Genomic DNA, 22,457 nt, shown 5'->3' on the forward strand with positions numbered 1-22,457 from the left:
CTGGCTGAGCGGACGACGTCACCCACGGGAGCGGGGCTTGTCCTCGGTCTGATACATCGACAGCACATGGCCGTCGGGGTCGGCGAACTCGGCGGACCAGCCGCCGGGCGCCTCGCTGACCGGCGTCACGATGGTCGCGCCCTTCCCGGCCAGGGCGGTGACGATGTCGTCGATGCCGCCGTCCGCGATGTCGAAGACGACGATCGGCGTGTTGCCGGGCCGCGAGTCCTGTTTGAAGAAAATCAGTTCGACGCCGCCCGCCGTATTGGCCATGAGCCAGTCGTTGCCCGCGCCGTCGTCGCCCATGTTGACGACCTCCAGCCCGAGCACGTCACGATAGAAGGCCTCCGTTCGGACCGGGTCCTTCACATAGTAGCAGATGGTGCCGATCCGCGTTTTCCCGAACATCGCAATCTCCTTTTCAGCTGTCGGACGACCCTTGTTGCCGCCGCCCGGGGATTCGTGACGACACGACGAAAAGATTCCCGTCCGGGTCATGCGAGCCCAGCGCTGGCTGCTGGTCGCGCACCCGCCCCAGCAGCGCCCGCCGCATCAGGCCGAAGGGCAGGTCGCCGCGCAGGGCCTCGCCATCGGTCCCGGCGTCGTCGCCGCTCCAGCGCCGGCGGATTTCGCTGATGCGCTTGCGCAAAGCCACGTCGGACAGCCCCTGCAGCCAGGCGATCTCGGCCCGCGTATGGCCGGTCAGGGCCAGCAGCGCCGTGGTTCTCAGCGCGGGCGGCAGGGTCATGACCGGCGGCGGCGACGGCGCGTCCGGCGGGCTGGCCGCGGGCGCCATCGCCTCGAACTCCGCCTCGCGCCGCCGCCGCCGCGCCGCGCTCCGCCCGTCCAGCAGCGCCCGGTTCCTCATCACGCCCGCGAGCCAGCGACGGTTCTCGACCCGGCTCAGATCGCCCCGCCGGGCCTCCAGCGCGATCAGCAGCGCGTCCTGCAACAGGTCCTCGGCCTCGGGCAGGCGCCGGACGCGCCGCCGGGCGTGACGCAACAGCGTCAGATAGGTCGTCCGGTCCATCGCTGCCCCCTCCAGACCGCGCAGCCTACAGAGCGCGACCGGCCCGCCGCAACGCCCCTGTTCGCCCGGACCGCCCCGGCTTCTCGCCCGCCGGGAGACGGGCTAGAGAGGCCGCCATGACGATTCAACAAACCTCGAACACCCGCGTCATCCGCAGCCCGCGCGGTCTCGACATGACCGCGAAGACCTGGGCCGCGGAGGCCGCCCTGCGCATGCTGATGAACAACCTCGATCCCGAGGTGGCCGAACGCCCCGAGGACCTCGTCGTCTACGGCGGCATCGGCAAGGCGGCGCGCGACTGGCCGTCGTTCGATCGCATCGTCACGGAACTCCGCAATCTCGAACCCGACCAGACCCTGCTGGTCCAGTCCGGCAAACCGGTTGGCGTTTTCCGCACCCATGCCGACGCCCCGCGTGTCCTGATCGCCAACTCCAACCTGGTGCCCAAATGGGCGACCTGGGAGCATTTCAACGAGCTCGATCGCAAGGGTCTCATGATGTACGGCCAGATGACGGCCGGCTCATGGATCTACATCGGCACCCAGGGCATCGTTCAGGGCACCTATGAGACCTTCATGGAGGCCGGACGCCAGCACTATGGCGGCGACTGGTCGGGCCGCTGGATTCTCACCGGCGGCCTCGGCGGCATGGGGGGCGCCCAACCGCTGGCCGCGACCATGGCGGGGGCATCCTGCCTCGCCGTCGAATGCCAGCGCAGCCGGATCGAGATGCGCCTGCGCACCCGCTACCTCGACGTCATGGCCGAAACCCTCGACGAGGCCCTGGCCTTGCTCGATCAGGCGAAATCGGACGGAAAAGCTATATCCGTCGGCCTGTTGGCAAATACGGCTGATGTTTTGCCTGAACTTGTCAAACGCGGCGTCCACCCCGATCTGGTCACCGACCAGACCAGCGCCCACGATCTGATCAACGGCTATCTGCCGCAGGGCTGGACCGTCGCCGAATGGGAGGACAAACGCGTCTCCGACCCCGCCGCCGTCGAGGCCGCCGCCCGCGCCTCCTGCGCCGTCCACGTGCAGGCCATGCTGGACTTCCAGTCCATGGGCGTCCCCACCACCGACTACGGAAACAACATCCGTCAGGTGGCCTTCGACGCGGGCGTCAAGAACGCCTTCGACTTCCCCGGCTTCGTCCCCGCCTACATCCGTCCGCTGTTCTGCCGCGGCATCGGCCCGTTCCGCTGGGCCGCCCTGACCGGCGATCCGGAAGACATCCGCAAGACCGACTCGGCGATGAAAGAGCTGTTCCCCGACAACGTCGGCCTGCACCGCTGGCTCGACATGGCCGGCGAGCGCATCGCCTTCCAGGGCCTGCCCGCCCGCATCTGCTGGATCGGCCTCGGCGACCGCCACCGCGCCGGCCTGATGTTCAACGACATGGTCGCCTCGGGCGAACTCAGCGGCCCGATCGTCATCGGCCGCGATCACCTCGACTCCGGCTCGGTCGCCAGCCCGAACCGCGAGACGGAATCAATGATTGATGGATCGGACGCCGTGTCCGACTGGCCCCTGCTGAACGCCCTGCTCAACACGGCCTCGGGCGCGAGCTGGGTGTCGCTGCACCACGGCGGCGGGGTCGGCATGGGCTACAGCCAGCACTCGGGCGTGGTCATCGTCGCCGACGGCACGCCGGAAGCCGCGAAACGCCTCGAACGCGTGCTCTGGAACGACCCCGCCACCGGGGTGATGCGCCACGCCGACGCCGGCTATGAGATCGCGAAGGACGCCGCCCGCGAACACGGGCTCAACCTGCCGGGCGTCACCTGAGCCAGACCGGACGATGACAGACACCTGAGGACCCCGCATGGAATTCGCCGCCGTCGCCCTGCCTCTCGCCCTCGGGGTCATCATGTTCGGCCTCGGGCTGGACCTGACGCCCGCCGATTTCGTCCGCGTGGCGAAACAGCCCAGGGCCGCCGCCGTCGCCCTCGCCTGCCAGCTCCTGCTGCTGCCGGCGATCTGCTTCGGACTGGTGCTGCTGTTCCGGCTGCCGCCGATCCTCGCGGTCGGGATGATGCTGCTGGCCGCCTCGCCCGGCGGCACCACCGCCAACCTCTACAGCCACCTGTTCCGGGGCGATGTGGCGCTGAACATCTCCCTGACCGCGATCAACTCGGTCATCGCCGTCGTCACCCTGCCGGTCCTCACCAACCTGGCCATCGCGTATTTCCAGCCGGGCGACCTCAGCGTCGGCCTGCAGTTCCGCAAGACGCTTGAGGTCTTCCTGATCGTCCTCGGGCCTGTGGCGCTGGGCATGGGTGTTCGCGGACTGAAGCCGGGCTTCGCCACCGCCATGGACAAGCCGGTTCGCATCGCCTCCATGGCCATACTGGTGCTGGTGATCGCCGGGTCCGTTGCGAGCAGTTTCGACCTGCTGGCCGCCAACTTCGTCCTGCTGGGCGGCATCGCGACCGTCTTCTGCGTCCTGAGCCTGACGGTCGGCTATGTCGTTCCGCGCCTGCTCAAGGTCGAGACGTCGCAGGCGGTGGCCAGCGCCTTCGAGGTCGGCATCCACAACGCCACCCTCGCCATCGTCATCGCCCAAGGCGTGCTGGGCCGGCCGGATATGTCGCTGCCGGCCGCCATCTATGGCGTGCTGATGTTCCCGATCGCGGCCCTGTTCGGGCTATGGGTCACCCGGCGGCGGCCCGGCTGAGCCGCAGACAATTTTTCCGACATCCCGCAAAGGGACAGGCAGACGCACATATGACCCTCACCATCGGCCACGCCCCCCTCACCCTCGCACAGCTCCGCGCCGTGCTGGACGCCCCCTGCACCGTTGAGTTGGCCCCCGCCACCTGGACCGCCGTCGAGCGCGGCGCGGCCGTCGTCGCCGCCATCGTGGCCGAGGGCCGCACCGTCTATGGCGTCAACACCGGCTTCGGCCTGCTGGCCAACACCTCCATCGCCACGGAGGATCTGGAGACGCTGCAGAAGAACCTCGTCCTCAGCCACGCCTGCGGCGTCGGGGCCCTGCTGCCCGACAACGTCGTCCGCCTGCTGATGGTGCTGAAGATCGCCTCGCTCTCGAAAGGGGCGTCCGGCATCCGCCGCGGGACGCTCGAAGCCCTGATCGCCCTGGTCAACGCCGACGTCCTGCCCTGCATCCCGTCCAAGGGCTCGGTCGGCGCCTCCGGCGACCTCGCGCCCCTGGCCCATATGTCCTGCGTCCTGATCGGCGTCGGCGAGGCCCGCCACAAGGGCGAGACCCTGTCCGCCGAGGCGGCCCTCGCCCGTGTCGGCCTCACGCCGCTGGTGCTCGGTCCGAAGGAAGGCCTCGCCCTCCTCAACGGCACCCAGTGTTCCACGGCCCTCGCCCTCGCAGGCCTGTTCGCGGCCGAGGCGGCCTTCGCCGCCGGCATCGCCGCCGGGGCCCTGTCGGTCGACGCCCTGAAAGGCTCCGACGCTCCGTTCGACGCCCGTATCCACGCCCTGCGCGGCCAGCTCGGCCAGATCGCCGTCGCCGCCCGCCTGCGCGCCCTGATGGCCGGCTCGGCCATTCGCGACAGCCACCGGGAGGGCTGCCACAAGGTGCAGGATCCCTACTCCCTGCGCTGCCAGCCCCAGGTCATGGGCGCGGTCCTCGACGTCCTGCGCAACGCCGCCGCCACGCTCGAACTCGAGGCCAACGCCGTCACCGACAATCCGCTGGTCTTCATCGAGGAAGGCGACGTCATCTCTGGCGGCAACTTCCACGCAGAACCCGTTGCTTTTGCTGCCGATATGATCGCCATGGCTCTGTGCGAGATCGGCAACATCTCCGAACGCCGCACCTCCATCCTCGTCGATCCGAAGATGAGCGAACTGCCCGCCTTCCTCGTCAAGGAGAGCGGCCTGAACTCCGGCTTCATGATCGCCCAGGTCACCGCCGCCGCCCTCGTCGCCGAGAACCGGATGGTCGCCCACCCCTGCAGCATCGACACCGTGCCGACATCGGCCAACCAGGAGGACCATGTCTCCATGGCCACCCACGGCGCCCGCCGCCTGCTCGACATGGCCGAGAACACCGCCGCCGTGGTCGGCATCGAACTTCTGGCCGCCGCCCAGGGCATGGAATTCCACCGCCCGCTGACCTCGTCGCCCGATCTGGAAAAGGTCTGGGCCATCGTCCGCGAGGCGGCCGCCGCCTACGGCTCCGACCACTATTTCGCGCCGGACATCGCAAGGGCGACCGACGGCGTCCGGGCGGGCCGCTACCGGGCGTTCGCGGGCGATCTGCTGCCGTCGGCCTGATCCCCGCCTTCCCGCTATCGTCATCCTCCGGCAAGCCGCGGCTTCGCGGCGCAGACCGGGGGACCCAGCGGCGCCGAAGGCGACCTTTCCAGCCGCGCTCCCGGCAGGACCGCACGGAGGCCTGCCGATCCCGGCCGAAGGCATACCCCCGCGGTCGCCGCGAAACGCGACGCAATTTTTCGGCTGAAACAGTGTCTTTCCGCCCCCACCGACGGCGAGTCAGCCTTGCAGCGGCGCCCGCCTCAACGCCGTCAGATTGGCCGAGCCGGTGCAGAAACAGACGGTGCGCATCTGGCGGATCATCGTCTGGAAATGCTCGACCACCGCCTCGGTCGAGACGGTCGCCGCCGCCAGCACCCCCGCCGCCTGCCCCACCATGTCGGCCCCCAGCCGGATCGCCTTGGCCGCCTCGACGCCGTCGCGGATGCCGCCCGAGCCGATGATCACGGCCTTCGGGCAGGCCGCCCGGACCTCGGCGATGGCGCGGGCCGTGGGAATGCCCCAGTCGGCGAAGGCGGCGGCGTGGGCCTTGTCCCCCTCGTCCTCGGCCCGTTCGCCCTCGACCGTGGCCCAGTTCGAGCCTCCGGCCCCGGCCACGTCGACCGCCGCCACCCCCATGTCGAACAGGCGCTGGGCCGCGGCCGCCGAGATCCCGGCCCCGGTCTCCTTGACCACCACCGGCGCGTCCAGCGTCTTGACCAGGGCCTCCAGCGCCGCCCCGACGCCCCACCAGTCGCGGTCGCCCTCGGGCTGGCAGGCCTCCTGCAGCGGGTTCAGATGCACGATCAGGGCGTCGGCGGCGATCATGTCCAGCACCCGCCGCGCCTCGTCGACGCCGAAGCCGCGCGTCAGCTGGGCCGCGCCGATATTGGCCAGGATCGGCGTATCCGGCGCCCTGAGCCGCAGGGCCATGTCCAGCCCCGGCGTCGGCGCTTGCGCCTCCAGCGCCGCGCGCTGGGAGCCGACGGCCAGGGCGATGCCCAGATGCTGCGCCGCCTCGGCCAGCCGGGCGTTGATCGCCTCGGCCCGCGCCGGGCCGCCGGTCATCGAACTGATCAACAGCGGGGCCTTCAGCCGCCGCCCGAAGAAATCGGCCCCCAGGTCGATCTTGGCGTGGTCCAGATCCGGCAGGGCCTCATGTTCGAACCGGACGTCGCCGAAGCCGTTGTCCAGCCCGTGGCGGGCCCGGCCCGACAGGATCACGTCGAGATGCTGATCCTTGCGGTCCACGATCCGGGACATTGACTCACTCCACGCATCGCAGCCCCGTTACGACGTCTCAGGGCTGCTTCTCGACGTTCAACGCATAGGACCCGGTCTGGCCCTGCTGGAACGATCCGGCCCGGACCTGGTAGACGCCGTCGGCCGGCGCGGTCCACTCCAGCTTGGCGTGGGTGTCCGACAGGCCGTCGTCGTCCGAGGCCAGCACTTCGAACTCGCCGTCCTCCTGCTCGCGCCCGACGATCAGGAAGCTGTCGACCTCGTTGGAGACCATGGTGATCAGCAGTTTCTCGTCTTCCTTCAGGGTCACGCTGTAGGCGTCGTAGAAGCTGTTGTTGTCGGCGGTGGCGTCCGTCTCGGTCAGGACGCCGCGCGCCGTGGCGCCGACCAGCACGCTGCCGGGCTGCGGTTGCGGGCCGCGGTCGATCAGCTCCAGCGAATAGAGGCCGTCGTCCCCCGACCCCAGCGGCGAGGCCCGCAGCACATAGTCGCCATCCTCGGGAAGGGTGTAGCTGAGCCGGGAATCGGTGCCTTCGCCCAGCCCGTCGTCATCGGAGACCAGGGCCTCGAACTCCGCCCCGGCCCGGCCGATCTGAAGGTAGGTGTCGAAATCGCCCGATCGCATGATCGCCTGCACCCGCTGGCCCGCCACGCCGCGGAAGGCATAGGCGTCAAAGCGGCGGTCATCGCTGTCGGCCGGGTCGGTCTCGCTGACCTCGCCCTGGATGGTCGAGCCGAAGGGCAGATCCTCGGGCGCCTTTTCCGGCTCGACCTCGGAGATCGACAGCGCATAGCCGCCCGTCGCCTCGGTGAAGGCGCGCGCCTCGATGAAATAGTCGCCGGTGCTGGGCAGGGTGAAGGTCAGACGCGAGTTGGTGCCCTCGGGCCCGCCGTCGTCGTCCTCGGCCAGACTGACGCGACCGGCGTCGAACAGCTCCAGATAGGTGTCGAAATCGTCCGAGCTCATGTCGATCCGGATGCGCTGGCCCTCCCGGCCGGAGAACCGGTAGGCGTCGGCGGCCGTGCCCGACTCACCCTTGCTGTCGTCCTCCGACAGCGCGCCCTCGACCGATCCGCCGATCTCGATCGACTGCGCCGCCGGCAGTTCCGGCCCGGACGCCAGCGCCAGGGTGTAGGCGCCCTCGCTCCCCGCGACCAGGGGCGTGGCCCGGATGACGTATTCGCCGCCGTCCACGGCGGTGAAGATCAGCCGCGAGTTGAGGCCCGTCTCCAGGGTGTCGTCGTTCATGGCCAGCTCGGCGAAGGAGCCGTTCTGCATCCGCCCGACGCGGACGACGGGATCAAAGGCGTCCGAGATCAGGTCGATGGCGAACCGCTCGCCGGCGCGGGCGCGGAAGGAAAAGGCGTCATAGGCCTGCCCCTCGTCGGTCTCGGGATCCCGGGCGGTCAGCGCGCCCTGGACGGTCTGGCCGACCCGGATGCCGGACGGCCGCGGCGGACGACCCGCCGGCGGGCGTTCACCCAGAGCCAGGCTGTAGCTCCCGCCCTCGACCCCCGCGAGCGTACGGGCCCGGAGCACGTAGTTCCCGGCCCGCCCGGCGGTGAAGCGAAGCCGCGAATCAGTGCCCTCGCCCAGACCGTCGTCGTCACTGGCCAGGCTTTCGCTCTCGCCCTGATGGAACACCTCCAGAAAGGCGTCGAACTCATCGGCGCGCATGATGACTTCAAACCGCTGACCGGCCCGCGCCCGGATAAGATATTCGTCATAGCGGTAGGCGTCGTCCGCAGCCGTGGGGTCGCCCTCGGCGATCTGGCCCCGCACGGTCTCGCCAGGCGACAGGCGCTCGGCGTCCTGCGACAGGGCCGGCGCCGCGATCGACATCGCCAGCAGGCTGACGGCGGCGAGAATGGTCTGACGGCGCATGGATATCCCCCTGAATGCGACTCCGATCATAGACGCCGAACCGCGCCCTCTGTAAATCGCGGCGACCGCACGATTCCTGACGACCGGAGCCGAAATCCATGACGGCCGACCCCGCCCGCGCGACCCTGATCGACGGCAAGGCCTTCGCGGCAGGCCTCGTCGACCGCGTCACCGCCGCCGCCGCCCGCCTGGAAGCGGCGCACGGCGTCAAACCCGGCCTCGCCGTCGTCATCGTCGGCGAGGACCCGGCCAGTCAGGTCTATGTCCGCAACAAGGGCGAGACGACGCAACGCGCCGGCATGCGTTCGGACACCCACCGCCTCGCCGACACCACCTCGCAGGCCGACCTGCTGGCGCTGATCGCGAGCCTGAACGCCGACGTCGGCATCCACGGCATTCTGGTCCAGCTGCCCCTGCCGGCTCACATCGACGCCTCGGCCGTGCTGGGCGCGATTGATCCGGACAAGGACGTGGACGGCTTTCATGTCGTCAACGCCGGGCGGCTGGCGGTCGGCCTGCCGGGGCTGGTCCCGTGCACGCCCCTGGGCTGCCTGATGCTGCTCAAGGCCGAACTGGGCGACCTGTCCGGCCTGAACGCGGTCATCGTCGGCCGCTCCAACATCGTCGGCAAGCCGATGGCGCAACTGCTGCTGGGCGAGAGCTGCACGGTGACCATCGCCCATTCCCGCACCCGGGATCTGCCGGCCCTGTGCCGCACAGCGGACATCCTCGTCGCGGCTGTCGGGCGACCCGAGATGGTGCGCGGCGACTGGATCAAGCCGGGCGCCGCCGTGATCGACGTCGGCATCAACCGCCTGCCGTCCCGCGATCCGGTCAAGGCGGCCGAGGGCAGGACCCGGCTGGTCGGCGACGTCGCCTTCGACGAGGCCGCCGCGGTTGCGGGCCGGATCACGCCGGTGCCCGGCGGGGTCGGGCCGATGACCATCGCCTGCCTGCTGGCCAACACCTATTCGGCGGCCTGCCGCGCCGCCGGCGTCAGGCCGGAGCCGCTGGACGCTTGAACCTGCGCCGTTGAGGCCCGATACTCAGGGTCTGGCCCGTCAGGAGACGTCGATGATCCGCTTCTCGCCCCGTGTTACGGCCCTCGCCGCCGTTGTCATCCTCGCCCCGGCTGCGGCAGGCTGCGGGATCAACGCCATCCCGACCAAGGAAGAGGCGGCCAAGGCGCGCTGGGCCGATGTCCAGTCGCAGTACCAGCGCCGCGCCGACCTCGTGCCCAATCTGGTCGCCACGGTCCAGGGCGCGGCCATCGCCGAGCGCACCACCCTGACCCAGGTGATCGAGGCCCGGGCGCAGGCGACCGGCGTGACGGTGACCCCCGAGACCCTGAACGACCCGGCGGCCTTCCAGCGCTACCAGGCGGCGCAGGGCCAGCTCTCGCAGGCGCTGTCGCGGCTCCTGCTGGTCGTCGAACGTTATCCCGATATCAAGTCGAACCAGAATTTCATCGCCCTGCAATCGCAGCTGGAAGGCACCGAGAACCGCATCGCGGTGGCGCGGCGCGACTACAATGCGGCCGTGCAGGACTACAACACCTCGCTGCGCACCTTCCCGACGGTGATCTGGGCCAACACTATCCACGGCGGATCCGAGCCGATGCAGCTGTTTACGGCGACCGAGACCGCCCAGACCGCGCCGGGCGTGAATTTTGACGCCCTCAATCCCGCACAGCCCGGCGGGGCGGCTCCGGCCGTTGCGCCCGGCTCGGCTCCAGCCCCGGCGCCGGCGGCTCAGTGATCCGCACCGTTTCGGGCGCTCTCCTGGTCAGGACCGCGGGCCTGATCGCGGCCTTGCTGGCGGTTGTCTGGCTGGCGGCCGTAACTCCGGCGCTGGCCCAGGCAGGCCCGACGTTTCCGCCCCTGAACGGACGGGTCATCGATCACGGAGATCTGGTCTCCGACGCCAAGGAGCTGGCTCTGGCGGCCAAGCTGGAGGCGCTGGAGCGGGACACCACCGACCAGGTCGTCGTCGTCACCGTCCCCGATCTTCAGGGTTATGAGATCGAGGAATACGGCTACCAGCTCGGACGCGCCTGGGGCATCGGCCAGGCCGAAAAGAACAACGGCGTGCTGCTCATCGTCGCGCCCCGGGAACGCAAGGTCCGGATCGAGGTCGGCTACGGCCTCGAACCCGTCCTGACCGACGCCCTCTCCGCCCTGATCATCCAGAATGAAATCCTGCCCTCGTTCCGCGAAGGCTATTTCGAGCGCGGCATCGAACAGGGCGTCGACGCCATCGACCGGCAGCTGCGACTGGACCCGGCCGAGGCCGAGGCCCGCGCCGCGGCGGCCGAGCGGCCCCGGTCCAGCGCCCCCATCGGCATCGCGGTGGTGATCGCCGTGATCTTCGTCCTCATGATTCTCGCCATGATCGGCGGCGGAGGCGGTCGTGGCCGACGACGCCCCGGCGGCGGAGTCGGTCCCATCCTGCTCTGGGCGGCCGCGGAGGCGCTGCGAAACAGCGGCCGGGGCGGCGGAGGAGGATTCGGTGGAGGCGGCGGGGGCGGCGGGTTCGGCGGGGGCGGCGGAAGCTTCGGCGGCGGGGGAGCATCAGGCGGATGGTGATCAAGCTGACTCCCGAGGTTAAGGGCCGTATCGCCGACGCGATCGCGGCCGCCGAGGCGACCACCTCGGGCGAGATATTCTGCGTGCTGGCGCGACAGGTTTCGTCCTATCGCGACATCTCTCTGGGCTGGGCGGCGGCGGCGGCCCTGCTCCTGCCGTTGGGCCTGATCCCGTTCGGCTTCGATCCGGCCTGGATACCGGGACTCGGAGAGGGCTGGCAGGCCGCCCACCTGTCATCCACCGATGTGATCGTGGGCCAGTCCCTGGCCGCCTACGCCCTGATCCAGTCGGCGGTCTTTCTGACGGCGTTCCTGCTGACGTCGATCCCGGGCGTGCGCCGCATGATCACGCCGCGCAGCGTCCGCAGGGCCCGCGTCCGCCGGGCGGCCATGGAGCAGTTCCTCGCCCACGGCCTGCACGTCACCCAGGCGCGGACCGGGGTGCTGATCTTCGCCGCCCTGTCGGATCATCAGGTCGAGGTCGTCGCCGACGAAGGCATTTACAGCAAGGTCGATCACGCTGTCTGGGCCGACGCCGTCGAGGCGCTGGCCAAGGGGATGAAGCAGGGCGACCCTGCCGCCGGCTTCGAGGTCGCGATCGGCCTGTGCGGCGCGGTGCTGGCGGAGCATTTCCCGCCCGGAGCGTCGAACCTCAACGAGGTCGAGGACCGGCTGGTGCTGATCTGAACACGAACCCCCGCCGCCGCGTTGGTGTCGTATTCTCCGTGGTAATGGCCTGACCGCCGCCCGACCTGTTTCCAGGACGTCATGCCCCGTCTGTTGACCTACAATGTGCACCGCTGCGTCGGCGTCGATCGCAAGCTCGACGTGGCCCGTATCGTGGGCGTCATCGCGGAGCACGAGCCGGACATCGTCTGCCTGCAGGAGCTCGACGTCGGGCGCGCCCGCACCGGCTATGTCGACCAGGCCCGGTCGATCGCCGACGGCCTGGCGATGACCTTCCACTTCCACGCCGCGATGCAGGTCGAGGCCGAGCAGTATGGCGATGCCATCCTGACCCTGCGGCCCGAACGGCTGGTGAGATCCGGCCCCCTGCCGTCCGTTCGCGGGGTCCCCGGTCTGGAGCCGCGCGGCGCGCTCTGGTCCGTGATTGATTTTGACGGCGTTGGGTTGAACGTCATCAACACCCATCTCGGCCTGGTTCCGCGCGAGCAGAGACTGCAGGCGGCGGCGCTGGTCGGGGCGGACTGGCTGGGCCATCCGGATTGCGTCGGGCCGACGCTGCTGACCGGCGATTTCAACGCAACCTCGATCACCCGGCCCTACCAGACCCTGACCCGCCGACTGGCGGACTGTCAGCGCAGTCTGGGGCTCAGGCCCTCGGTCAAGACCTTCCCGTCCAGCTTTCCCGCCATCCGGATCGACCACTGTTTCACCAGTCCCGAGGTCGTGGTGACCGCGGTGAAGGCCCCCTTCTCGCCGCTGGCCCGAATGGCGTCGGACCACCTGCCGCTGATCATCGATTTCGAGATCAGGACTCCGTAGGCGGAGGCAGGGTGCGGTGCGAACGGGTGCGCCGTTTCCACGGACGGAAGGCGTCCCGCGGCGAGGTCGGATCGCCCAGTTGAAACTCGGCGATGATGCGCTCGAACCGCGAGGGCGGATCGGCGCCGAGAACGTGCATCCGCCCGGTGTCGAAGCGGTGGATCGCCTCCCCCACCATCCCCGTGACCGCCTCGACCGCGCCGAAGACCTCGCCGTCGACGCCGATCCAGTGGCCGATGGTGCGCTGGCGGAACCGCCGGATCGCGTCCCGGCCGGCGGCGTCCGTCGGTTCGGCGGCGATGTCGCACTCGGTGTCGAAGCCAAACGAGCGGTTGTTCAGATTGGTCGAGCCGATCCGGAGCACCGCGTCGTCATAGATCGAGACCTTGGCGTGCACGATGATCCGCTCGCCCTGACGGGTGTGAGGGGTGAAGGCGAAGAACCGGTTGTGCCGGTCGGCCTGCTCGAGCCGGAACAGAACCTCTGATCGGGCGGTATCCATGGTGATCCGGTCGAACCAGCTGGGGCTTGTTCCCGTCGAGACCAGGACGATCTCCGGCCCATCCTCCTCCGCCAGCCGCGTCGCCAGCGCCTCGGCGATGACCGGCGAGGTGAAATACTGGTTCTCCATATAGATCAGCCGTTTCGCCCGGCGGATAGCGTCCAGATGCAGGGCTTCGTTCTCGCGGACCTCGGCCCGCCCGCCGGTCACTGGTTCGGTGCGGGCGATGGCCACGGGCGTCGCGCGCAGGTCGGGTTCAACCCCATCAGGCCAAGGATCGCTGGCGGCCTCGTCGGGAATGGTCCGCTCTCCGGTCGACCGGAACCAGCGTTCCCGGGCGAGGTCGCCCAGCGCCCGGGCGGCCGCCCCGTCCATGACGGCCATCACCTCGTGGCGCGGCGAGGGGATCAGGCCGGAGGGCTGACAACGGCGCGGATCGCCGTCCAGATGCTCCTCGGTGTCCCAGCGGTCGGTCGAAATGTCCCCGCCGCCGCAGAAGGCTACGGCGTCGTCGATGATGACGACCTTCTGATGATGACAGGCCCCGAGCGGACCCGGCTGGTCGAGCCGGAACTCCACCATCCGCTTGCGGAACCAGCCCTGCGCCTTGTGTGGATAGAAGCCTTGCGACGCCGCGATCAGCAACGGCGACTTCCAGATCAACAGGCGAACATCCAGCTCGGGTTGGGCCTTCACCAGCATGCGCAACTGGTGGCCGATCTGGGCCTGGTGTTCGTAGTGCGGGCTCTGGGGGTCCAGCCGGGTGCGGGGATCGAACTGCCAGCCCAGAATGACGATCGACCGGCGCGCCTTGGCGAGGGCCGAGCGCAAGGCTTCGAAATAGGCCGCGTTCTCCATCAGGACGGCGAAACGGTCCGCGGTCTCGACCCGCCAGCAGTTGCGGCCCGGCGTCAGCAGGCTGTGGCTCTGGCTGTTTCCAAGGTCATTCATGGCGCAAGTCTGGCCGATTCGCGTGACGGCGATGTGCGCCCAAGCTCTACAGGACGTTTGCCGACGACTTCCGTTCCATGAGCCAGCGCACCGGGTCAATGGTGACGCTTTGTTCATGCGGGCCCGGATTGTTCGAACACGGTTTTAGGTTCATAAGACCCGCGTCAGTCGGACAGGGGAGATCGGCGATGCAAGCGCTGATCGAATTCATCGCGGGATTTGTCGCCATGCTGGCCGCTGCGGCCTTGTCGCAGTTCGGCGTGGACCTCGACGCGCGACAGACCCCCCAACGCGAGATCCACCGCGTTCGTGACTGTGGCGATGCTCCAGCGGCCGCGGTGCTCGCCGCGCCCGCCCAGCCCGGGCACGACTGCTGATCCCTCGCGGACCGACTGTCCCCGGAATCATACGCCCTCGACTTTGCGCGCCGCGATTGACTCGTTAGGGTCGAAACGTCCTCTCGCGCGTCGGCCGCCGACGCGCTCCGTGACGAGATCGCCGCTTCATGAAATCACCCCGTCAACGGCCCGCGCTGAACCTGACCGATCCGGAACCGGAAGCGCTGGCGGCCGAGCCGTTTCTGGATGTCTCCCGGCTTTCGGGCCCGGAGCCGGTCGTGACCACTGACCGCCCCATGTCCGAGCGCCGCCGGCGGCGGCTCGCCGAGGAACAGCGCCGCGCCGAGGAACGGGCTTTGGCGGAAGCCGCACGCGCCGCGGCCCCGGCCGCAACGCCCGAGCTTGCGGTGTCCGCCGATGCTCCGCCGGTCGCCTATGAACCGCCCGCCGCGCCGGCCACGATCCGCCAGGGCGACCAACCGGCCCCATCCGGCCGTCACGCCTATCTCGTCGCCGGCGTCGCCTCGGCGCTGTGGATCGGCGGCGTCGCGGCATGGCTGGCCTTCGAGGTCGGGTCGGGCGCCGTCGAACTGGAGCCCTTGCGGCTGGCCGTCTATGCCCTGATCGCCCTTGCCCCGGCTGGTATGGCCATCATGCTGGCCCACGCCGTGCGCCAGGGCGCCGGGCTCGCCGCCGAGACCCGCCGGGCCCGCGAGCTGTCGGAGGCCCTCGTCGCCCCCACCGCCCTGGCGGCGCAGCAGACCGGAGAGGTGCTGCACTCTTTGCGCAACGACATCGATCAGGCGTCGCTGGCCGCCGAACGCGCCCGAAACGACATGGCCCTGCTCCGCGAAGCCCTCTCGCAGGAAACCAGCCGCCTGAACGAGGCCGCCGAGACGGCCGGCCGCACCGCGCGCCGCCTCGCCGAACAACTGGGCAGCGAACGCGAACAGATGCTGGTCCTGGGCTCCCAGCTGGACAGCCAGGCGACCGGGGTGATCGAAGCCGTCGAACGCCAGTCCCGGATGGTGGTGGACGCCTCCGACCTGGCCCAGACCCAGCTCAGAGAAGCCGAAGCCGCCCTGGCCGCCCGCGCCGCCGACCTCGCCGCCGCCGCCAGCGAAGCGCAGGACGCCGCCCGCGTCGCCGCCGACGACCTCGCGCGCCAGACGCTTCGTCTGGAGAACGCTGGGTCGGGCGTCGCCGAACAGATCCAGTCGGTCGAGGAAGGCCTCGGCCAGCAGCGCGCCGCTCTCGTCACCGCGGCCTATGCGCTGCGCACGGACCAGGAGGATTTCTCCGCCCAGGTCGAGAGCCAGCGCGCCCAGTTGAGCGAGCAGCTGTCCGCAACCCGCACCGCCGCGGGCGAGCTGGGAGAGACCTCGACCCGCACGACCGAGACGATCAAGGACCTGGTCGAGGCCGCGACCGACCAGTTCCGGGCGCTGGTCGAAATGTCCCAGCGCGAGGCCGACGGCTTCGACGCGGCGACCAAGCTGGCTCTGGACCGGTTCGAGGCCCTGGCGGCCGAGGCGCGCGACGCCCTGGTCGAGGAAACCCGGCTGGCTCTGTCTGCCTTGCAGGCCACGGCCGAGGAGTCCCGGGCCGCCGCGACCCACGCGGCCGAACAGGCGCAGGTCCGCGCGGATCGGCTCGGCGAGGCCCTGTTCGACGCAGCGCAGAAGGCCGATCAGGCGGCCGATGCCCGGGTCGACAGCGCCCGCAAGGTCGTCATCGAGACCAGCGCACTGGTCGATGAGGCCGGACACCACGCTGTGGAGCGCCTTGAATCGACCGTCGAACGCATGAACGCCGCCCTCGCCCGGATCGACGAGACCATCGGCGATCTGGACGACCGCGCCGCTCGCCTGCCCGAAGAGGCCCGGCAGCGTGTCGAGGCCGTCCGGGCCTCGGTCGAAGAGGGCCTGGCCGCCCTGTCCGCCGCCTCGCAGAAGGCCGCGGCGGATACGGAGGCGCTGGACGCCGGCTTCCAGGAACGGGTGCGCCGCAACTACGACATGCTGACCGAGGCCGTGCGGCTGATGGGGGTGGTGTCCGGCGACACGCCCGCCCTGCGCCGTCGCGAGCCGGTCCCGACGGCGGGGTCTGTCGAGCCCGACTCCGGACGTCCCCGCGCCGCCAGGGCCGAGGAGCCGCGCGCCTTTGGCCTGCGCGGCCGACTGAAGCTGGAGCCCATGCCCGGATCGGGCGCGCCGGCCGCGCCAGCCGAGGAGCGCCTGGGATGGAGCGATCTGGTCGATGACGGTCCGGGCGAGGCCCCGCTGGACCTCGATACGCCTGTGATGCCTGCGGAAGCCGCCGACGCCCTGGAGGAGCGGATCACGGCCGCCATCCGGCGCATGGGCGTCGATCCCAACGCCTTGCTGCCCCGGTCGCGGGTCGAGGAAGCGGCGCAGGCGGTGGCGGACCGCGATCCCGACCGGGCGCGCCAGATCGTGCGCCGCGTGGCGCCCGCGGCGGTGCGCAGCGTGTCGCGCCGGGTGCTGACCGATCCCGACCTGCGGGCGGACGCCGAGGCCTATGTCCGCGCCTTCTCGCGTGATCTGGCCGTCCGGGCCGGGGACAGCGACGGACCGGGGATCCTCGGGCGGCTGACCTCGGACGGCGGGCGCGCCTTCATGCTGCTGGACGCGGCCGTTGGCGACCTCGCCTGAGGCGGGAATCTCAACGCCGCTGAGCCTCGCCGGGCGATTGCGCCTTGACGTCCGGGCTCTGGTGGCGACACCGTGCCGGCGATCGTCACGCTTCTGTCATGTACAGGCCGACCATGTTTGAGTCCAAGGACGAGACCGCCCCGGACGACCGACCGGGGCTCGTCATCTGCGCCTATGACGTTGACGAGGCGGGCTGGGATCCGGTCGAGGATCTGTCGGGCCAGCCCTGGAGCCCGGCCGGCGCCCGCACCCTGGCGGTGGCGGGGGGCGCACCGGAGGTCCTGGCGACGGTCCTGTCCGGCCACCTCGAGGACCGGCGCTGCCGGGGTCTGCTGCTGGTCGGGCGCACCCGCCGCAGCGACGCCTTCCGGGTGCAGATCCGGGCCGAGAACCGCGCCCTCGAAGGCGGCCAGAGACTCGACAGCCTCGGCCCCGGGATGGCGCGGGCGACCGCGCCGGTGGCCGACATGGTCCGGGCGCTGAACGAGGCCGGACTGGCCGCAAGCGCCAGCTCCGACTCCGAGGAGGATGCGGGCAGCTATCTGCTCTACCGGGTTCTCTCCAGCCTCCCTGACGGGCCGGACACGCCGGCGATCGGCCTGCTGCGCGCGCCGGAGGATGAGTCCGACGCCGCGGTGCAGCGGGCGGTCAAGGCCGCGGCCCAGGCGATGGCGCATCACCTGTCCCCCCTGCCCCGCTCCCGCGCCCACTGACGCGCAGGGGAATGGCGGCGAGCAGGCCCGCGCCGGCCAGCGCCGCCATCGCCCAATAGCCGCCCGCGCCGAACCGGTCATAGAGCGGGCCTGACACGGCGGTCGCCAGACCGATCAGGACGCCGGCGGACACGACCGAGCTGAGCATCTGCGCCGCTGTGTGGGTTTCGGGCGGCGAGAGCCGTTCGACCAGCTGAAGCCCCGCGAGGAAGGTCGCGGCGAAGGTCAGGGCGTGCAGCGCCTGCAACGGCCACAGCAGCCAGAGCGGCGGGGCCAGGGCCATGGCGCTCCAGCGCAGCACGGCGGCGGCCGACCCGACCATCAGCAGGCTCCAGGGACCGACGCCGATGCGGCGCCGCCACGGCTCGAACAGCCACATCAGGGCGATCTCGACGACGACGCCGAAGGCCCAGAGCTGGCCGGTGACGGCCTCGCTGATCCCCTGCGCCTTCCACAGGATGGCGGAGAAGCCGTACTGGAAGGCGTGGGCGGCCTGGACCGCGCCGACGGCGAAGATCGTCGTGAGGAAGACCGGATCGCCGAGCAGCCGGCCCAGTCCGCGGAAGCGCTCGCGGCCGAGGACCGGAGCCCCGTCGGCGACGGGCTCCGGCGGCAGGGCGAGGACGGCGGCGGCGGTGAAGGCCAGGGACAGAGCGACGATCCAGACGATCACGCCGTCGACCGGCGCGGTCAGGAGCAAGGCCCCCATGCCGATATTGGCGATCACGAAGGCGGCCGAGCCGGCGCCGCGCGGCAGGGCGAAGGTGAAGCCGAGGCGCGAGGCGAGGCGCAGGGTCATGACGTCGGTCAGGGGCACCAGCACGCCCATGGCCGTGGCGCCGATGAACCAGCCGACGGCGCGCAGGGCGAAGCCGTCCGCAAGGCCGGCCAGGCCGTAGCCCAGCGCCATGACCATGCCGAGCAGGGCGATGGGCGTCCGCCTGTACCGGAAGCCGTCGGCCCAGACGGCGAGCAGGGGCCCGGTGACGATTCGCGCCAGCATCGGGGCCGCAAGAACGGTTCCGATCTGGGCGCCGCTCAACCCCTGCGCGCTCAACCACAGCCCTGCAAACGGAAGGCTCACGCCAGTGGCGCCGAAGAGCAACACATACTGCAGGGACATGCGCTGGGCGGCGGTCATGGCCGGCGAGATAGCAGACGCGCGGGATTCTGTCGGCTAGCGTCTGACCATGAACGCGACTCGCAATCTGGCCGCCTTCGCGGCGCTGAACGGAGCGCTCGCCGTGCTGATCGGGGCGTTCGCCGCACATGGGGCGGGACCGCAGATCAAGACCCTGCTGACCACCGGGAGCCACTACCAGATGGTCCATGCCGTGCTGGCGCTCGTCTGCGCCCTCTGGCCGGGCCGGGACCGGCTGATCGTGGTGGCCGGCTGGCTGGCGGCGGGCGGCGGACTGGTGTTCTGCCTCGCCCTGTCGGCCATCGCCCTGCTGAGCCTTCCGTCGATGGGCGCGGTCGCGCCGGTGGGCGGCGTCCTGATGATCGCAGCTTGGCTTTTGATCCTGTTTGCCGCATTGCGGTCACAATCCACCGCCGCCTGACGGCGCGAAACGAGACCGATCGCAGTATGGCCTTCCCCGTGCCCGAAACCGCCCGCCGCGAACTGTTTCCCGAGATCGAGCCCTACGCCACCGGCTTCATGCCGACGGGCGGAGCGCACGAGATCTACTATGAGGAATGCGGCAATCCGCAGGGGTTGCCCGTGGTGGTCCTGCACGGCGGACCGGGCGGGGCGGTCAATCCCGGCATGCGGCGCTATTTCGATCCGGCAAAATACCGGATCGTGCTGTTCGACCAGCGCGGCTGCGGCCAGAGCCGCCCCAACGCCTCGCTGGAGGACAACACCACCTGGACGCTGATCGAGGACATCGAACGCCTGCGCGAACTGCTGGGCATCGACAAATGGGTCGTCTTCGGGGGCAGCTGGGGATCGACCCTGTCGATGGCCTACGCCATCACCCATCCGGAGCGGGCCAAGGCCCTGCTGCTGCGCGGCATCTTCCTGCTGACCAAGCCGGAGCTGCACTGGTTCTATCAGGACGGGGCGTCCAACATCTTCCCCGACGCCTGGGAGCGGTTCGTCGCCCCGATCCCCGAGGACGAGCGCCACGACCTGATGGGGGCCTACTACAAACGGCTGATCGGCGACGACAAGGCCGAGCGCGAGCGCTGCGCCATCGCCTGGTCGAGCTGGGAGGGCGAGACGGTTAGCGTCGAGGGACCGGACGCCCGCCCCGACAAATTCGCCGAGCCGGATTTCGCTGTCGCCTTCGCCCGCATCGAATGCTGGTACTTCATGAATGGCGGCTTCTTCCCGGAAGAGGGCTGGCTGCTGAAGAACATCGGCCGGATCAGGCACATCCCGTGCTGGGTCGCCCAGGGCCGGTTCGACATGGTGACGCCGATCTCGGGGGCCTGGTCGCTGCATCGCGCCTGGCCGGAGGCGAAGCTGGACATCATCAAGGACGCCGGCCACGCCTCGAGCGAACCGGGCATCATCGACAGCCTGGTGCGGGCCTCGGACTGGGCCGCCGGGCTCTGATCGCGAGGCCCGGCGGGGTCGAGAAGACATCCTTCGTGCCAGAAAAAACGCGACCGCTGAATCGCCCGTGCGCCATCGTCCCGGGCGGGTGGGCGAACCGCGCCTGGGGCGGCGCGGGGGGCGTGTACAAAACTGTCAAAGACCGGCCCGGCGGGCATCCGTTATTGTACAGACGGCTACGTCAGAAGCGGTCGTAACGCCGGTTCGCGCCGGCATTTGACGCCGGCGGCCGGGGTCAAAAGGTCGAACCCGGGTCGATCAGGGGCGAAAAGATACGGGGCGAGAAGACACTGTCCGCGCGCGAGGGCGGCCGGTCACTTCGGATTGGTCTTCTTGACCAGTTCGGAGAGCTGGAAGCCGATCCGGCGGGCTTCGCGCTCCTCGGGCTTCTTGCGGGCGTCGAGCAGGACGTTGATCTGGCCATAGTGCTGGATCAGGCGCACCGGCTTGCCGTCGGCGTTCTTGCCGAGGAACATGATGAAGTCAGGGCCCCAGAAGCCGACGTCGTCGATCGACATGGTCCCGTCGCCGGGGAGGCCGACGATGCGGGCCCCGACCTCGTCATCCTTGTCGAGACCCTTTTCGAAATCCTCGATCAGTTTGGACAGGCGAACGAAGGCCCATTCGGCCGGATTCTCGCGCATGCGGACGCCGTCCATCAGGGCGGCGGTCTGCGCCGGAGTGGCGGCGGGCAGGACCGGCTGCGGGCAGGGTTTGTCGCCCCAGTCGGGGACGAAGACGGGCGGGATGGCCGGGGGGGCTGGCTTGTCGATCATTCAAGCACCGTAGCTCTCCCTCCCCTTCATGGGGAGGGTGGTCGCGCAGCGACCGGGTGGGGGAATGCGAAGCCGGGCGCCGCCGGTGTGGGACTGGCGTTCCCCACCCGGGCTCCGCTGCGCTTCGCCCGTCGTCGGATTGGCTCCGCCACTCCTTCCTCCACTCCCCACTTCGGGGGAGGGAGAAGCGACCGCGCCCCTAGAACAGCCCGTGGCCCTTGGGCAGTTCGGCGTAGCGGTGGACGCGTGTGGACAGGATCAGGCCGAAGCCGAACATGACGGTCATCATCGACGAGCCCCCATACGACAGAAGCGGCATCGGCACCCCGACCACCGGCGCCAGGCCCATGACCATCGCCCCGTTGATGAGCACGAACAGGGCGAAGAAGGAGACCATTCCCGCCGCGGCGATGCGGCCGAAATGGCTGTGGGCCAGGGAGGCGATGCGCAGGGCGATCAGGATGATGGCGACGTAGCAGGCCAGGACGGCGAACGAGCCGACGAAGCCGAACTCCTCGGCCACCGTCGAGAATATGAAGTCCGTGTGCCGCTCGGGCAGGAACTCCAGCTGGCTCTGGCTGCCCAGGCCGTAGCCCTTGCCGAGCACGCCGCCCGAGCCGAGGGCGATCTTGGACTGGATGATGTTGTAGCCCGTCCCCGAGGGATCGGATTCCGGGCTGAGGAAGGTCAGGACGCGATTGCGCTGGTAGTCGTGCATGCCGAACATGACGAAGGGCGGAATGATCGCGACGGCGGCGGCGGCCCCCGCGGCGATGACGCGCCAGCTGAGGCCGGCCACGAACATGATCGCGCCGCCGGTCAGGCCGATGACCATGGCCGATCCGAGGTCGGGCTGTTTGGCGACCAGCAGGAAGGGGACGCCGATCATGGCGGCCGGGATCAGCAGCTTCCAGGACCAGCGGGCCTCCTGGGCGGTGTGGCTGTGGTACCAGCGCGCCAGGGCCAGGACGAGGCCCAGCTTCATGAACTCGGCGGGCTGGATGCGGATGAAGCCGAGGTTCAGCCAGTTCCTGGCCCCGCCCGCGACGTAACCCAGCGGGGTGAACTCGATCATCAGGACGAGCAGAAGCAAGACGCCGTAGAGCGGATAGGCGGCGCGGAACCACCATTTCGGATGCAGCATCGCCAGGGCCAGCATGACCACCAGCAGCACGCCGAAGCGGATCACATGCTTGATCGCCCAGGGCTGCCATTGCCCGCCCGCGATCGAATAAAGCATCGCCGCGCCGACCATGGCGACGAGACACAGCAGTCCGATCAGGCGCCAGTCCAGTTCGGTGATCTTGGTCGAGAGACGGTCGCGCTCGCCGGGACGGGTCAGGGCGGAGGCGGTCATTGCGGCGGCTCCGACAGATAGGGACGCGGTCCGCTGGTCGCGGTCGGGGCCGGGCGGCGCGCGGGCGCCGGCGGGGCCGCCTCGACCGCCGCGGCGCCGGTGA

General features: G+C 70.0%; 21 protein-coding genes. 13 read left to right on the plus strand and 8 right to left on the minus strand.

Going from position 1 to position 22,457, the window contains the following annotated elements:
• Nucleotides 1–18: 18 nt before the first annotated feature.
• Together B2742_RS08365 and B2742_RS08370 are read right to left on the minus strand one after the other, a co-directional pair.
• Nucleotides 19–408 (minus strand): VOC family protein, encoded by a 390-nt coding sequence (locus B2742_RS08365; RefSeq protein ID WP_292065031.1) that lies wholly within the window; start codon nucleotides 406–408, stop codon nucleotides 19–21.
• A gap of 13 nt (nucleotides 409–421) precedes the next feature.
• Nucleotides 422–1,030, minus strand: coding sequence for a sigma factor (locus tag B2742_RS08370; protein WP_292065033.1), 609 nt, complete (start codon nucleotides 1,028–1,030; stop codon nucleotides 422–424).
• Between the two features lie 122 nt (nucleotides 1,031–1,152).
• On the opposite strand from B2742_RS08370, the gene hutU reads away from it, so the two are divergent.
• From hutU to hutH, 3 genes are read left to right on the plus strand one after another with little or no spacing between them, the layout of a single operon-like run.
• The gene (hutU, locus tag B2742_RS08375; protein ID WP_414633054.1) at nucleotides 1,153–2,817 is read left to right on the plus strand and encodes a urocanate hydratase; all 1,665 of its coding nucleotides are present in this window, start codon (nucleotides 1,153–1,155) and stop codon (nucleotides 2,815–2,817) included.
• A 37-nt stretch (nucleotides 2,818–2,854) separates the two neighbouring features.
• Nucleotides 2,855–3,706, plus strand: coding sequence for a bile acid:sodium symporter family protein (locus B2742_RS08380; protein WP_292065036.1), 852 nt, complete (start codon nucleotides 2,855–2,857; stop codon nucleotides 3,704–3,706).
• A 50-nt stretch (nucleotides 3,707–3,756) separates the two neighbouring features.
• Nucleotides 3,757–5,283 carry a histidine ammonia-lyase gene (hutH, locus tag B2742_RS08385; RefSeq protein WP_292065038.1) on the plus strand — a complete coding sequence of 509 codons (1,527 nt, stop codon included), beginning with the start codon at nucleotides 3,757–3,759 and terminating at the stop codon, nucleotides 5,281–5,283.
• 219 nt (nucleotides 5,284–5,502) lie between these two features.
• Here the strand turns inward: hutH and fni are convergent, their stop codons facing one another.
• Together fni and B2742_RS08395 are read right to left on the minus strand one after the other, a co-directional pair.
• Complete coding sequence (gene fni / locus B2742_RS08390; RefSeq protein WP_292065041.1) at nucleotides 5,503–6,525, minus strand: type 2 isopentenyl-diphosphate Delta-isomerase; 1,023 nt, start codon at nucleotides 6,523–6,525, stop codon at nucleotides 5,503–5,505.
• Between the two features lie 37 nt (nucleotides 6,526–6,562).
• Nucleotides 6,563–8,389 carry a PPC domain-containing protein gene (locus B2742_RS08395; RefSeq protein WP_292065043.1) on the minus strand — a complete coding sequence of 609 codons (1,827 nt, stop codon included), beginning with the start codon at nucleotides 8,387–8,389 and terminating at the stop codon, nucleotides 6,563–6,565.
• Nucleotides 8,390–8,487: 98 nt separating this feature from the next.
• Between B2742_RS08395 and folD the strand changes: the two genes are divergently transcribed.
• The 5 genes from folD (at nucleotide 8,488) to B2742_RS08420 (ending at nucleotide 12,479) form a co-directional block, all read left to right on the plus strand.
• Nucleotides 8,488–9,411 carry a bifunctional methylenetetrahydrofolate dehydrogenase/methenyltetrahydrofolate cyclohydrolase FolD gene (folD, locus tag B2742_RS08400; RefSeq protein ID WP_292065045.1) on the plus strand — a complete coding sequence of 308 codons (924 nt, stop codon included), beginning with the start codon at nucleotides 8,488–8,490 and terminating at the stop codon, nucleotides 9,409–9,411.
• 52 nt (nucleotides 9,412–9,463) lie between these two features.
• Nucleotides 9,464–10,147 (plus strand): LemA family protein, encoded by a 684-nt coding sequence (locus B2742_RS08405; protein WP_292065048.1) that lies wholly within the window; start codon nucleotides 9,464–9,466, stop codon nucleotides 10,145–10,147.
• The gene (locus B2742_RS08410) at nucleotides 10,144–10,974 is read left to right on the plus strand and encodes a TPM domain-containing protein (protein WP_292065050.1); all 831 of its coding nucleotides are present in this window, start codon (nucleotides 10,144–10,146) and stop codon (nucleotides 10,972–10,974) included. Before B2742_RS08405 ends, B2742_RS08410 begins: the two co-directional genes overlap by 4 nt.
• Complete coding sequence (locus tag B2742_RS08415) at nucleotides 10,968–11,660, plus strand: TPM domain-containing protein (RefSeq protein WP_292065052.1); 693 nt, start codon at nucleotides 10,968–10,970, stop codon at nucleotides 11,658–11,660. Before B2742_RS08410 ends, B2742_RS08415 begins: the two co-directional genes overlap by 7 nt.
• An 81-nt stretch (nucleotides 11,661–11,741) precedes the next feature.
• The gene (locus B2742_RS08420; protein ID WP_292065054.1) at nucleotides 11,742–12,479 is read left to right on the plus strand and encodes an endonuclease/exonuclease/phosphatase family protein; all 738 of its coding nucleotides are present in this window, start codon (nucleotides 11,742–11,744) and stop codon (nucleotides 12,477–12,479) included.
• On the opposite strand, the gene B2742_RS08425 is transcribed toward B2742_RS08420, so the two are convergent.
• Entirely contained in the window at nucleotides 12,466–13,932 is a 1,467-nt protein-coding gene (locus B2742_RS08425) for a phospholipase D-like domain-containing protein (RefSeq protein ID WP_292065056.1), read from the minus strand. The two genes, B2742_RS08420 and B2742_RS08425, sit on opposite strands and share 14 nt — an antisense overlap.
• A 188-nt stretch (nucleotides 13,933–14,120) precedes the next feature.
• On the opposite strand from B2742_RS08425, the gene B2742_RS08430 reads away from it, so the two are divergent.
• From B2742_RS08430 to B2742_RS08440, 3 genes are all read left to right on the plus strand, one after another.
• Nucleotides 14,121–14,309, plus strand: coding sequence for a hypothetical protein (locus B2742_RS08430; protein ID WP_292065059.1), 189 nt, complete (start codon nucleotides 14,121–14,123; stop codon nucleotides 14,307–14,309).
• 128 nt (nucleotides 14,310–14,437) lie between these two features.
• Entirely contained in the window at nucleotides 14,438–16,945 is a 2,508-nt protein-coding gene (locus B2742_RS08435) for a tipN (protein ID WP_292065061.1), read from the plus strand.
• 113 nt (nucleotides 16,946–17,058) lie between these two features.
• Nucleotides 17,059–17,658, plus strand: coding sequence for a hypothetical protein (locus B2742_RS08440; protein ID WP_292065063.1), 600 nt, complete (start codon nucleotides 17,059–17,061; stop codon nucleotides 17,656–17,658).
• Here B2742_RS08440 and B2742_RS08445 read toward each other — a convergent pair.
• Nucleotides 17,594–18,799, minus strand: a complete 1,206-nt coding sequence (locus tag B2742_RS08445; RefSeq protein WP_292065065.1) for an MFS transporter — start codon at nucleotides 18,797–18,799, stop codon at nucleotides 17,594–17,596. The two genes, B2742_RS08440 and B2742_RS08445, sit on opposite strands and share 65 nt — an antisense overlap.
• 49 nt (nucleotides 18,800–18,848) lie before the next feature.
• Between B2742_RS08445 and B2742_RS08450 the strand changes: the two genes are divergently transcribed.
• Both B2742_RS08450 and pip read left to right on the plus strand, forming a co-directional pair.
• A complete protein-coding gene (locus B2742_RS08450; RefSeq protein WP_292065067.1) occupies nucleotides 18,849–19,220 on the plus strand; it encodes a DUF423 domain-containing protein in 372 nt (123 codons plus the stop codon).
• Between the two features lie 26 nt (nucleotides 19,221–19,246).
• Nucleotides 19,247–20,221, plus strand: coding sequence for a prolyl aminopeptidase (gene pip, locus B2742_RS08455; protein WP_292065069.1), 975 nt, complete (start codon nucleotides 19,247–19,249; stop codon nucleotides 20,219–20,221).
• 314 nt (nucleotides 20,222–20,535) lie between these two features.
• Here pip and B2742_RS08460 read toward each other — a convergent pair whose 3' ends face one another.
• Entirely contained in the window at nucleotides 20,536–20,997 is a 462-nt protein-coding gene (locus B2742_RS08460) for a DUF6173 family protein (protein WP_292065071.1), read from the minus strand.
• Nucleotides 20,998–21,196: 199 nt separating this feature from the next.
• A complete protein-coding gene (gene rodA, locus B2742_RS08465) occupies nucleotides 21,197–22,354 on the minus strand; it encodes a rod shape-determining protein RodA (protein ID WP_292065074.1) in 1,158 nt (385 codons plus the stop codon).
• Nucleotides 22,355–22,457: the final 103 nt, after the last annotated feature.

It is taken from the genome of Brevundimonas sp. UBA7664, from assembly GCF_002483305.1.
Classification (GTDB): Bacteria; Pseudomonadota; Alphaproteobacteria; order Caulobacterales; family Caulobacteraceae; genus Brevundimonas.